Here is a 12713-nt window from a genome sequence, read left to right on the forward strand (position 1 = left end):
TGCAATGTTATGGTACGGACTTTGCTTAAATATGCAGGATAAAAAGGAGTTTAATGTGAATGAAGTAATCACTTTAAAAGGCATTGAGCAGGCAATCGAGAGTCTTAACTATCGAAATAAAAATGCCCTCAAGTACAGACTTGCATACACTATCAGAGAGTATTATCATGATGACAGTTCTGTCGAAACCTTGAAAGAAATCGATTCAGACGAATTGATCAGGCTATTGTGGAATGAAGAAAGCAATCCGGCCGCAATCAATAACAAGCGTAAAAACTTTAACAGCCTCAAATCTTCTATCAATACCGACCTGAAAAAACAATATGCCCAAAATAATAATCCGGAAGGAATAATTATTGGCCCGAACAATACTTTTTGCATGTCAGACGAAGCAAAAGACAATACGCTGAAAGCTTTTATAAATACAGTCCGTCATGAAGGGACAGTTAATCTGGATGAAGTATCTAAGGCCTTAAATGCAATTGATAAAATATTGTCAGATTCAGGAAAAATTTCAAACGAAAATGCAGCAGATAACCTGAAAAAACTTGAAGAATTAAAAAACACGATACGGCTTATGTCGGAAAAATATGGCGGATTTAATCATGCAGGTTCTTCCGATTCAGTGCAAAATGATTTTAACAGTATATCCGCTACAGCTAAAGATTCAAAACAGGAGATTGCATCCGGAGCAGCAAGTGGAGATGGATTTACTGAAACCGAAACAGCAAACAATACCGATGCCGGAAATAATCCTGAACTGCCGGAGGCTATAATTGATGAAACAACGGATGAGCAAATAGTTGAGCTGGAAGAAGGATATGAAATTATAGATGAAGACATAGAAGAAGTTGAGATTGAAACCAAAGAAGATGATAACAAGGAAAACACAGACGAACATATTGAAACGGCAACACAAGATTCTTCCGGCCGGCTTCCTGGCAAATCAGGTTCTGAAACTGAATATGGCGGGAAAGAAAGTCCTGCAGGCGAATCCGGATTAAAAGGTGATTCTGATAAAGATGGAGCAGGTGGAGACGCTTTTGGCTCTACTTCTTCCGATATGGCAGAAGCAGTAGATGTCGTAGATGATGATGAACTTGAGATAATCGAAGAAATTGACACTGAAGATCTTGAAGAAAATGACGGGACAGTTGATAATGACGGGAATAACACCGGCAATAATTTTTACGAAACATTACAGGAAGAAGAATATGACATCAGCGATGGCAAGCCCGGCAGCAAAAAAAATGACAAGCTTTTGGCTGAAGAATTCAACCATTCTCTTGCTGCTATGGATAAATACTTTAATCAATATATACTTATCCCTGGAGGCAATTATATTATCGGCAGCAGGCAGCCTAAAAGAAACGAATGCTTAGAAAGAAACATTAATCTGCCGGCTTTCTATATGGGTAAATATCCTGTAACAAATGCACTATTTGAAGTATTTGCAGAGAAAACCGGTTATAAAACGACTGCTGAAAAGCGTGGTTATGGGAAGGTATACTTTGGGCGTTATGAAAAAACACTTGACGGACAAACTGGTATGGGAAAACTTATTTTTAATGCTACAACTACTTATAAAACTATTGAAGGTGCCTGTTGGTATCAACCATGCGGACCAAAAAGCACAATACACAGAAAACGAAATCACCCCGTAGTTCAGGTCAGCTTTGAGGATGCCATGGCTTTTGCTGCCTGGACCGGCAAAAGGCTGCCTACAGAAAACGAATGGGAAGCGGCATCCAGAACCGATAAAGGTTATTCATTTCCTTGGGGTGAAAGTTTCAGGAAAGAAGCCTGTAACGTAGAAGAAAGTTCCATATGCGGAACAAGCCCTGTAGACCTTTACCGGGAGTTTGAAAATGGTTTTGGAATAGCAGATACTCTGGGCAATGTTTTCGAATGGACTACAAGCCGTTTAGAGAAATTCATGGTAGTAAAAGGAGGTTGCTGGATCTCAGGAAATGATATAAAGCTTTTTACACGATTCCAAATTGAACCGGATAATCACTCAAATATACTGGGTTTCCGATGTATAGCTTATTAAAAAGGACTTAGTTTGGGTTTTTGCAAATCCATCGATTATGATGGTCTCGTAAAAAGTCGGAAAATGCCTGTTTCGTTATGCCGGACCCGATTCGGCATCCGGCAATTTCCATAGGTCCCGGATACCGGCTTTCGCCGGTATGGCGGTCTATGGACTTTTTATGGTTTCATCAATTATATTTTGCCTATTATATCATTGCCGGAAAAATCATCTTCAGTTATATATTTTATTTTTTTGTGCATTCTGCGAATTATCTCATCTGTTTTGTCTGCCTGCTTATTTATTTCAAGCAGTTTATTATATAAAGGATTGTTTGTTTCCATATTTGATAACATCATTTCCGAATATCCCATCAAAATTGTAATCGGCTGACTTAATTCATGACAACTGGATCTGGTTAAATCAATTAAATTCTGAAACATATATCTGTAAGCCTGATCTTTTGCTGTTTTTTTTATGTTGCTTATATCTATAGCAATGCCATGGATACGCATCAAAATATCCCGGCTTTTATTTTTTGAATCGGAAGGCATATTTACGATAGTGCAGAATAATTTAAAATCAACCCGTTTCTTGTCTTTTGTTAACAACCCGATTTCAATAGATTCATTATTTATGATACCATTAACTATATTATTTATATATTCAGACGTTTTTTCTTTATCGTCATCACAGACAAGGCCAAGAATATTTTCTTTGCTAAGCTCTTCGGGCTGATAACCGTATAATTTTACTGAATCATTGATAAATACTATAAGACCTCTGGCATCTACCTGAAATATAATATCAGAAACAGAATCTGAAGCAGTTCTAAGAGTATCAGAAGAAGACGAACGCACAGTTGTTGAATTTTCAGATATCGTGATTTCAGTACTTTTATTCTTCATAATAAGCCTCCGGTTAAAAACTGTAAAATTGCCTTTTATGCAAAGATTTCTGTATATATGACCAGCTGATTTATTTGTCCTGATTTCCGCTTTTATATAAATGAATATCTGCTTTTTCCAGGGTGATCAGACCCTCTTTGACTACATTTTCCAGAATAGCAAGAAACCCTTTAATTTTCTCTTGAGTGTCTACAATTTCCACAATGATCGGCAAATCAAGAGATAAACGCAGTATTTTCGAAGTATGAATGCGGCTGTTTGCACCAAATCCCATCAAGCCCCGAATGGCGGTAGCACCTGCCAAACCATGTTCTTTAGCTTTAATTACTATCCATTCATACAAAGGTTTCCCCTCATATTTATCACTTTCTCCTATAAATATCCGAAGAAGCTTCCCTTCAGGCGGAAGTTCCATTTTCCTACCTCCACAATGCTATTATTGTAAATCTGCCAAGTAACACTGCCGATAGCCCTAAAAATAAATGAGTCCCGACGTTTATCAGCGCAAGGAAAAACTGATGGTTCTGCAATAGATTCATGGTTTCATTGCTGAATGCAGAATATGTAGTATAAGCGCCTAAAAGTCCGATTATAAGGAATGTGCGAAGTTCGGAAGATATCCCGGCCTGAGATTCAACAAGCTGAGAGAATAAGCCAATTAGAAAACAGCCGGTAATATTTACAGCAAGGGTTCCATATGGAAACGCAGCTTTTTGTGCCAGATTTTGAATATATCCGCTAATAAGGTATCTTAAAATTGCGCCTGTAAAACCACCGATACCTACTATGATTATGTTGCTCATATTTTCTTCGCTTTAAATAATTTAAATCAGGAGTCAACACACAATTAAGTATAAAGAGATAATTGCAAAACGTTTTGTCATGCCCGAATGTTCTTATCGGGTATCCATGATTTCAAAGAGTTGCAAACTGGATTCCCGCCCGGAAACATTGCGGGAATGACAGAATAGTAAGATTTGCAATCGGCTCTAAAGATAAATTTTATACCCTATTTATTTAGATTTAATTCGAGCTCATCTATATCAACAGATATTATTTCGTTTGGAACATTATTTGCGACATTAAAATAGTTTTTTCATAATATTACATTATTTGTGTAAAATTATTGTATAAATATCATGATTAAATCAGATGTTCAATGTTATTATTTGCTTTATGTCAAATATATGGCGATTTATTTTATGTAAGTTATGCCATGTTTACCTGGAAATATGTATAAAGCAAAACTATAATTGGATACTAAAGAATCAGGAAAATATACCGATAATATCAATATATTAATCCAGAGGAGGGCGTTGATGAAAGTAAACCTTGGTCCGGTCACAAGGATTGAAGGACATCTGAACATTGAAACTACTGTTGAAAACAATAAAATTGTTGATGCACGGTGTATGGGCGAAATGTTTAGGGGCTTTGAGGTTTTTCTGCAGGGAAGGAGTCCGCTTGATGCACAGCAGATTACCCAAAGAATTTGTGGAGTATGCCCGTATGCACATGCTGTTGCATCATCTTATGCTCAGGAAAGTGTATATAAGCTTAATGTACCGCCTAACGGGCGTATCATGCATAACCTTATCCAGGGCGCAAACCACTTATACGATTATCTGTTGCAGTTCTATCAGTTGGCTGCTTTGGATTTTGTCGATATTACCGCCATTCTTAAATACAAAGGATGAGATGGCCCCCTTTGCAACGACCACGGACCGTTTCCCAAGCTCCATCGCCTCCTCGGCCATGACGCGAGCTTGTCGGCAGTTTCCACGCTCGTTTTGACGGCTTCTTTTCCGGCTTCCTTCAGTCTTTCAGCAACTTTTTCCGTTGCATGACCGGTCTTTTCCCTTAAAACAGAAGTTGTTCTTTCAGTTTGTTCAACCAGATCGACCGATACTGCCCTTGCCGTTTTTCCAGAGCGTTTTGCCACCCTGCCGGCAGTCTCTAAAAAAAGCTTCTCAATCGTCTCAAGGTCTTCCTTTGTTTGAGCAAGATCCTCGTGGACAAATTCCTTAGTCTTGTCTCCAATAGATTCCAATGCCGATGCGATCCCTTTCTGGGCCCCTTCAAAGGCGCCATGGGCAACATCCTTGACCTCTTTACCCGCTTCCTCCGCGGCCTCCACTGCGCCGGAAATGACCTTTTCGGCAATTTTTTTCACCCGGTCAGCGGTGAACCGCCTCTCTTTAAGCGCCCTTTCCGTGGCATCCCTGGCAATTTGAACCACGGTCTCTTTCACATTCTCGCCGGACTCGATGGCCTGTTTGACGGCTTCCTTGACAGTCTGCTCAGTCAGACCGAACAACTCCGTACTCTTCAGTTTGATGTCGGCTGAAAGAGCTTCGATGCGTGTTCCGATCTCTTTGGGCAATAAGGCTCCCGCCTCTTTTGCTCCCTGAAGGGCGTCCCTGACAGATTGGGCCAGTTTGATTTTTTAGGTTGCGAGTTTCTCTTCAACTTCACGCATCTCTTTTCTGACAACATCGACAGCCTGATCCTTATGAACACGAACACCCTCTACGGCTCCTTCCAAAGCAGCCTTGATATATTCTCCGCCACATCCGCTTCGGCTGCCTTTAATCTTTCCACGGCGGCAGACATGGCATCCTTCACGATGGGCCGGATTTCTTCCGCTCCACACTTGCCTTCGGACACAGCATCGGCCACTGCCTTCCTGACGATTTCATGAATCTTTTTCGAGGTAATCTTTCCTGTCTCTTTAGCAATCTTTACTTCTTCAACAATATGGTCCTTCACTTGATTTTCCGAATGGATGCGACCTCCTTAAAATTTAATGATGTCGATGGTTACAAGCTGATTCTTCGCCTGATTTTCCGCGCTTTTTCCCACAATCCCAGACCGGACACCCATGCTCTCCATTTTTCAACCTCCAGTGATGCGTAATTGTTGAACATATACAGTTCTTGCGCCCATACATTAGGAATGGTAAAATGCTGAACTGTTTCCGGCCCGACCAACGTCCCCTTCTCGCGGGCCACCTGTTCCCGGGCCGCTGTTACCATGAAGTGGAGCCGGTTCAGCAAATTGACCTCGCTTGCCCCCGCATCCATGTCGAGAGAAAGCAGATTCAAATGAGGGAACATATCCCTGAGTTTATTCTCCATCCCCTTTCCGGTGATGTGATTGGCAATGCAGCCGAAGGGCTGGAGACAGACGATGTTGCCGATCCCTTCATTGAGCATGGCGATCATTTCGGCGGTAAGAAGCCACCCTTCGCCAAACTGGTTGGCCAGGCTGACAACCTCGTCGGTGATTTCGGCCAGTTCTCTCAGGTTCTGAGGCTTTTTGTAAAAGCGAAATCCCTGCATGACCCGATCGATCTGACCGATGTGGTACCCTGAGTATATCTCCAGCAGCCGGTACTTGATAAGATCTGTCAAGGAACGTTTAAAAAAGGCTTTTTGATTGTAGGTTTCATTGATAAAGCACTGGGCGAAAAAACTCTGTATCGGAGGAAGGATCACTTCCACCCCCTGGCCGGACAGCCAGTCGATGATATTTCCGTTGGAGAAAAAGTTGTATTTAACGAAAATCTCTCCAACGATCCCGACTCTTGGGACCGTCTTGTCGTTGATCTCAACCCGGTTGAAGTCCGCCACGGCTTTTTTCAGAAGATTGAGAAGGCAATAATAATCTGCATTCTCGATGCCTGTCTCCACTTCAAAGAGGTATTTTTCATGCAGTTTTTTGGATGTCCCGGGCACCTTTTCCCTGACCATTGTGGACAGATACATCCTGGCCAGAGGATCTGCGAAAATAATTCCCAGGCCCAGCCTTTTGACCAGTCCCTTTTCATCGATTATAAGGCCCGGCTGGGGATCGTCGAACCCCTCAACCGATAAACTGATCACAGGGACATTATCCAGGCCGGACGCGGCCAGTCCTTTTCTGATAAGCGACACGTATGAGGATGCCCGGCATTGCCCGCCGGTCTGGGTCAGAATAACGGCGGTATTTTCAGGGTTGTAGCGGCCTGACCGGAAGGCCTTGATAATATCGCCGGCGACCAGGATAGAGGGGTAGCACATGTCGTTGTTGATGGTTTTTAGTCCCCATTCAACCGATACCCTATCCTGGGGCGGGAGGACTTCCACCCGGTAACCCAGGGGCCTGAAAGCGGACGGGATCAGCGGCGAATAGAAGGGTGAAAAATAGGGGGCGATCAGGATTCTCTTTCTGTCTTCTTCCACAACCGCCCGGTCTTTTTTCAATCTGCCGGCCCCTGTGGCCCTCGTTTTACCGTTTCTTTCTTTCACCGCCTCCAGCATGGAGCGCAGTCTGATCCTGACGGCACCCAGGTTGGAGATTTCATCCATCTTGATCAAACCATGGATTTTCCCGCCGTAACGCAAAATTTCTTTGACCTCGTCGGTTGAAACCGCATCCGGCCCGCAGCCAAAAGAGGTCAACTGAACCATTTGGGCATTGGCCGTGTCCGTTACCCACCCGGCCGCCGCGTACAGTCTGTTTGCATAGCTCCACTGGGTCAAGACATTGACATCTTCCAGTGAAACGGCATCTGCAGCATTTAAGGGGACAGCCGTTTCACTGATGACATCCACGCCCAGTTCCGTCAACAGATTCGGAATACCGTGGTTGATAAGCGGGTCCACATGATAGGGTCGGCCGGCAAGAACAACTGTTGTCCGCCCCCCGGTATCCGCCTTGCTCAGCAGGGTTTTCGCCATGGACCTGAGTTGTTTCTTGTAATCCGATTGTGCCGCCATCCCCTTTTCGACACCTTCCGACACCGTCCGGTAATTGATTCCGGACTGTTTGAAGAATAGATAAAGCTGATCCTTCAGCAGATTGAAATCCTTAAGGCTGATAACCGGGTTATCCAGGGGAATCCCGAATTTTTGCTCAGGGTTAACCGCACTTTTCAAAAGATCGGGATATCCGGTAACCACCGGGCAATTATAAGTATTTAAAGCATTTTCGTATTCTTCCTGCTCATAGACCACGGTAGGGTAGAATATCCTGTCGACTTTTTTTCCGATAAGGTCGAAAATGTGACCATGGGCAAGCTTGGCGGGAAAACAGATGTTTTCCGACATGACAGTGGCGGAACCCTTTTCGTAAAGTTTGAAACCGGATTCAGAAGAGAGAACCACCCTGAACCCGCACGTGGTCAAAAAGGCACACCAGAATGGAAAGTTTTCATACATGTTCAGGCAGCGGGGAATACCGTAGGTGAGAATCGGCTCGCCTTCGGGTTCCATGTCTCGTTCAAACAAGAGCTTTATCTGATCATCGATCAGGTTCTTTCCCTTGTGTTGTACATCCGGATTGTTGCTGAAACACCGCTCGCATCGGTTCCCCGTATAAAAATGGTTTCCATTGTTGAAAGTCAGCTTCAAAACCCTGCACCTGTTTTCGCAGCCCTTGCAGCTGATTTCCTTTTTTGAAAAATCACTTCCCTTCGCCAACTTTTCGAGGAACAAACCATTTGCTTCCTGCAACACTATTGGCGTCTCTGAACTCTTAAGTGGTGTTTGATGTAGAGCAGCAGGTTCCACAAGATTCGCGCGATGATTTGAAAGGGCTGTCAGGGCCGCGCCGTATGCACCCATCAGCTCGGAAATATCCGGCCTTATAACCTCCTTGTTCAGCAGCATCTCCAATGCGCGTAATGCGGCTGAATTTCGAAAAGTTCCGCCCTGAACCACGATTTTGTTCCCCAGGACATCGACGTCCTTTAGCCTCAGCACCTTGTACAGGGCGTTTTTAATAACCGAATACGCCAAACCGGCCGAAATATCGGAGACCGTCGCCCCTTCCCGGAGCGCCTGCTTCACTTTGGAGTTCATGAAGACGGTGCAGCGGGTTCCCAGATCAAAGGGTGCATTGTTGTCACATGCAATCTCAGCGAATTCCCGGACACTGTACCCAAGCGAACGGGCAAACGTCTCAATAAAGGAACCGCATCCTGATGAACAGGCCTCATTGATCTGAATTTCAGCCACGGCGTGATCATGAATATAGATCGCCTTCATGTCCTGCCCGCCGATATCCAGAATAAAGGAAACATCCGGTTCAAAGTGCCGCGCCGCCCGGTAATGCGCCATGGTCTCAACCACGCCGTCATTCAATCCAAAGGCGGCTCTTATCAGGCTTTCACCATAGCCGGTGGCGGCCGTCCTGACGATCCGCGGGTGAAAGCCGACAGAAACAAACTTTTCCCTGAATTCGGCCAATCCCTTTTTTACCGCCTGGACGGGATCGCCGTTGTTGGAGCCGTAATAGCCCAAAACCAGTTTACCTTCCCCATCGACAAGGACGATCTTGGTGGTGGTTGATCCAGAATCCACACCTAAAAAAAGATCTTTTTCTTTTGCCTCAGGCAGGTCAATCCTGGGAACCAGCTTCCGCTCATGCCTTTTTTGCCATATCTCAAATTCGCACTTGCTTGTAAACAGGGTAGGCAGCCTTTTGGTGCCGCTGTTGGTTACATGGCTGACGCCATTTCCTGACATGGATAAAAAATTGCTGATCCGGCCCCGGCATGGTTTGCCATTGCGCACCATGGCCGCTCCCATGGCGGGAAGCAGTTCCGGATGATCCGGAATGACCAGGTCATCCGGATGCTCAATGCCAAGCAGATTTGCAAAGGCTTTCCGCAGGTTCGGATAAAACGTCAGCGGGCCGCCCCCCATAACTATTTTTCTTTCCATATTCCGTCCACGGGACAAGGCGGTGATCACCTGAAGGGCAACCGAATGAAATACGGAAGCCGCAACATCTTCTTTGGATACATGACGGCTTAGCAGAGCCTGAATATCGGTTTTGGCAAAAACGCCGCACCGGGATGCAATGGGATAAATATTCGCGGATTTTCCGGCCAGAGTGTTCAGTTCCGATACATCAATATCCAGAAGAACTGCCATTTGATCAATAAAAGCGCCGGTGCCCCCGGCGCAACTGCCGTTCATCCGGATATCGGGACGACCATTATCGTCGAAAAATATGACTTTGGAGTCTTCACCGCCGATTTCGATAAAAGTTCTGACTCCCGGAAGAAATTTTTCAATGAAGTGCGCAGAGGCCACCACTTCCTGCACAAATGGCAGCCCGAAGACTTCGGCCGCGCCCATCCCGGCAGATCCGGTAACCGCCAAATCAAGTTCCACGTCGCCCAGTTTCTCAAGAGCCTCCTTGAAAATGCTCCGTGTTGTTTCCACCGTCTTGCCCTGATGACGACAGTAGCGGGAAAACACCATGCCGCCCTCTTTATCCAGGACCACCGCCTTGGCCGTTGTTGAGCCTATGTCAATCCCGGTAAAAAAGAGATTGTCCGCCTTTTCTGTCATACCCGTTTGTCTCCTGAGTCTGAACTAACGCAAACAGCGGCTGCCTTCGCGGTTTTGTCATGATTCTTTACGCGCAGATAATCTCTTGCAGAGCAAAATGTATCCACCAGTGAAACGACAAGCGACTCCATATAACGCGGTGGTACAACGGTAAGCGGCCACATGTGTTTTTTGATAATATCCTCTTCTTTTTCAGTAAGGGGGGTTATTTTGCGCGCATTCTTAAGCGCGATATTATGGTGCCTGAAACCATGCAATCTGGGTCCTTCGCGTAGCCAGTCGTAGAAGAAGAGATCGTGCAGCAGCGCACCCCGGGTGATCGAATCACAATCCAGGGAAAGCCGCTTGCCCCAGAGAAAGCTTATGTACGCCACCTCCTTTACGTGCTCCAACCTGGTCTTGCCCCTGTGGTGTTCATACTGTGAAAGTTTTGCAACCTCCGGATGTTCAATCAGCGGGTTTGCCATGTTTATGAATTGTGTCTCCATTGCGGTTTTCTCTTCCGGCGTCAGGCTGAGAAAGCTCCTGATAGAGACCGTCAAAAAATCCACCAGCATTATTGAAAGCGTAACCGCGGCGAAGACCCCTTTGACAACGGGTGCAAGCTGATTGAGAATGCCTTGATAGGGAGGAGATATGAGATACTCAAAAGCGAACGCCAGCAATATCCAATAAATTGAAAACTTAAGACTGATATGGCCTTTATAATGAAAACGCTGATCCGAATAGTCCCAAAGGCGCACATGAAAAAAGTATCGGGCAATAAATCCCGAGATCAGTTCAAGTCCGGTTGTGACCGCAAAGTAGGCGAGTGCTTTAGTAATCAAATGGGATTCCTGGAACAGGGAAACCGCCCCCATGAGTATCAAGGCGCCCGTGCCGTAAAGGATGAGATACGGTCCCTTTAAGAGGCCGGGGTTGACGAACTGTTTGTCACGGAAAGAACGATAGGAGACCTCAAGCATCCATCCAAGTATGGAAAAAAAAGAAAAAGAAAAAAGTATGCTTAAAATGTCAGTCTTCATTGCGCCCTGCTCCTGTGAACAAGTGAATACACCAGAGGTACCAGAATCAATGTCACAAGACCACTGACCAATAGTCCCCCGATGACCGTGATGCCAAGTGCATTCCAGATTTCAGAGCCCTCCCCCCTGGAAAGGGCCAACGGGAGCATGCCGAATATTGTTGTGAGACTCGTCATGAGCACCGGCCTCAGGCGTGTTTTGCCGCCCGTAACAACCGCTTCGTTTAGGCTCATCCCGCGTGCTTTCAATTGCTTGGTATAGTCCACGAGCACAATGGCGTTTTTTACAACAATGCCCATGAGCATGATCACCCCGATAAAGCTCATCAGGTTGAGCGGCGTGGCCGTGACAACGAAGGCCCAGATCACTCCGACGAAGGCGAAGGGAACCGAAAACATGATGATGAATGGATCAACGAAATCCTCGAACTCCCCTGCCATGACCATGTAGGCAAGGGCAATTCCAAGAATGAGAAGGAGGGTCAGATCACGGAACGCTTTTCGCTGTTCCTCCACCTCCCCGCCCCATTCAATGGAAACGCCGGGAGGCAGGTCAAGAGAGGCCATCTTTTCTCGAACATCTCGTACCACATCCCCTAAAACTCTGCCCTGGACACCCGCCTGAACCTTGGTGACTCGGGTCCTGTTTTTCCGGTCGATCTCAACGGGCCCAAAGGCTTCACGAACAGAAGCGACGTTTCGGAGCTTAATGGTCTGACCGGTCAGGGTTGTGATAGGGGTTTCACCGATTTCACGAATCGTTTCCCGCTGATCCTTTTTTAGTCGCAGTTCAATGTCGAAGTCGTCACCGGCCTCCCGGAACTTGGTATCATCGAATCCATAGTAGTTGGTTCTCAATACGTCGGCGACAAGCGCCACATTCAACCCAAGAGACGCCGCCTTATCCCGGTCAAGACGAACCAGCACTTCCGGCCGCGGTTTCTTTCTGCTGACAGAGACATCCACTGCGCCGGGTGTGGCCCCATGGTTTAAAATATGTTTCACAGCATCACTGGAACCAACATTGACGGAAAGGGCCTTTGTTACGGCGGCTTCAATCTCACTTACGTCATGATCCTTATAAGCATCAAAACCGAGATGAAATATTTCGACCTGTGCGGTTAGTAAACCCATATCTCACAACAACTACCATGCCGAGTTGGCAACGAGTTTGAAATCAAGTTTTTGGTTTTCGAGCCAGTTCTCTGTCTCTCGGTTTCTTTTAAGTGCTGTTAGCGAAGCAAGAGCGACAGAACCCGGTTTTGACCAACTCATTCCGTTATGCTTTTGGCGCTCTGAAACAACGAGGTCATTCATCTTCTCTCCAATATTGCTCGAATTTCGAAGACCCAGATGTTTCCGTATTGCATAACACGGGATATAAGGCTTGTTTCGATGCAGATACT

Annotated in this window: 10 protein-coding genes and 1 pseudogene; 2 read left to right on the forward strand and 9 right to left on the reverse strand. The window is 45.6% G+C overall.

Going from position 1 to position 12713, the window contains the following annotated elements; all coding sequences use genetic code 11:
* Positions 1-55: 55 nt before the first annotated feature.
* Positions 56-2053 carry an SUMF1/EgtB/PvdO family nonheme iron enzyme gene (locus tag VXK47_RS13605; protein WP_435549332.1) on the forward strand — a complete coding sequence of 666 codons (1998 nt, stop codon included), beginning with the start codon at positions 56-58 and terminating at the stop codon, positions 2051-2053.
* A 173-nt stretch (positions 2054-2226) separates the two neighbouring features.
* On the opposite strand, the gene VXK47_RS13610 is transcribed toward VXK47_RS13605, so the two are convergent.
* The 3 genes from VXK47_RS13610 to crcB all read right to left on the reverse strand — a co-directional run bounded on the left by VXK47_RS13610 (position 2227) and on the right by crcB (position 3743).
* Positions 2227-2940 (reverse strand): PAS domain S-box protein, encoded by a 714-nt coding sequence (locus VXK47_RS13610; protein WP_435549333.1) that lies wholly within the window; start codon positions 2938-2940, stop codon positions 2227-2229.
* Positions 2941-3010: 70 nt separating this feature from the next.
* A complete protein-coding gene (locus VXK47_RS13615; protein ID WP_435549334.1) occupies positions 3011-3355 on the reverse strand; it encodes a DUF190 domain-containing protein in 345 nt (114 codons plus the stop codon).
* Positions 3356-3359: 4 nt separating this feature from the next.
* On the reverse strand, positions 3360-3743 hold the full coding sequence (crcB, locus tag VXK47_RS13620; RefSeq protein ID WP_435549335.1) for a fluoride efflux transporter FluC: 384 nt from the start codon (positions 3741-3743) through the stop codon (positions 3360-3362).
* 516 nt (positions 3744-4259) lie between these two features.
* Here crcB and VXK47_RS13625 point away from each other — a divergent pair.
* Positions 4260-4637 (forward strand): nickel-dependent hydrogenase large subunit, encoded by a 378-nt coding sequence (locus VXK47_RS13625; RefSeq protein ID WP_435549336.1) that lies wholly within the window; start codon positions 4260-4262, stop codon positions 4635-4637.
* Here the strand turns inward: VXK47_RS13625 and VXK47_RS13630 are convergent.
* From VXK47_RS13630 to VXK47_RS13655, 6 genes and pseudogenes are all read right to left on the reverse strand, one after another.
* Complete coding sequence (locus VXK47_RS13630; protein WP_435549337.1) at positions 4580-5323, reverse strand: DUF6781 family protein; 744 nt, start codon at positions 5321-5323, stop codon at positions 4580-4582. The genes VXK47_RS13625 and VXK47_RS13630 overlap by 58 nt on opposite strands.
* A gap of 146 nt (positions 5324-5469) precedes the next feature.
* The gene (locus tag VXK47_RS13635) at positions 5470-5709 is read right to left on the reverse strand and encodes a hypothetical protein (protein WP_435549338.1); all 240 of its coding nucleotides are present in this window, start codon (positions 5707-5709) and stop codon (positions 5470-5472) included.
* A 50-nt stretch (positions 5710-5759) separates the two neighbouring features.
* A complete protein-coding gene (locus VXK47_RS13640; protein WP_435549339.1) occupies positions 5760-10283 on the reverse strand; it encodes an acyl-CoA dehydratase activase in 4524 nt (1507 codons plus the stop codon).
* Complete coding sequence (locus tag VXK47_RS13645) at positions 10280-11308, reverse strand: putative ABC transporter permease (protein WP_435549340.1); 1029 nt, start codon at positions 11306-11308, stop codon at positions 10280-10282. Before VXK47_RS13645 ends, VXK47_RS13640 begins: the two co-directional genes overlap by 4 nt.
* Positions 11305-12441, reverse strand: a complete 1137-nt coding sequence (locus VXK47_RS13650; protein WP_435549341.1) for an efflux RND transporter permease subunit — start codon at positions 12439-12441, stop codon at positions 11305-11307. Before VXK47_RS13650 ends, VXK47_RS13645 begins: the two co-directional genes overlap by 4 nt.
* A 12-nt stretch (positions 12442-12453) precedes the next feature.
* Positions 12454-12713: pseudogene (locus VXK47_RS13655) on the reverse strand (hypothetical protein); the annotation flags it as partial.

The sequence above is a fragment of the Desulfobacterium sp. N47 genome (assembly GCF_051233685.1).
In the GTDB taxonomy this organism is placed as follows: Bacteria; Desulfobacterota; Desulfobacteria; order Desulfobacterales; family RPRI01; genus RPRI01.

Coding starts and splice junctions, on each gene's coding strand:
- VXK47_RS13615 (WP_435549334.1), bottom strand. CDS start 3,355: ATGGAACTTCCGCCTGAAGGGAAGCTTCTTCGGATATTTATAGGAGAA.
- VXK47_RS13610 (WP_435549333.1), bottom strand. CDS start 2,940: ATGAAGAATAAAAGTACTGAAATCACGATATCTGAAAATTCAACAACT.
- VXK47_RS13650 (WP_435549341.1), bottom strand. CDS start 12,441: ATGGGTTTACTAACCGCACAGGTCGAAATATTTCATCTCGGTTTTGAT.
- VXK47_RS13625 (WP_435549336.1), top strand. CDS start 4,260: ATGAAAGTAAACCTTGGTCCGGTCACAAGGATTGAAGGACATCTGAAC.
- VXK47_RS13640 (WP_435549339.1), bottom strand. CDS start 10,283: ATGACAGAAAAGGCGGACAATCTCTTTTTTACCGGGATTGACATAGGC.
- crcB (WP_435549335.1), bottom strand. CDS start 3,743: ATGAGCAACATAATCATAGTAGGTATCGGTGGTTTTACAGGCGCAATT.
- VXK47_RS13645 (WP_435549340.1), bottom strand. CDS start 11,308: ATGAAGACTGACATTTTAAGCATACTTTTTTCTTTTTCTTTTTTTTCC.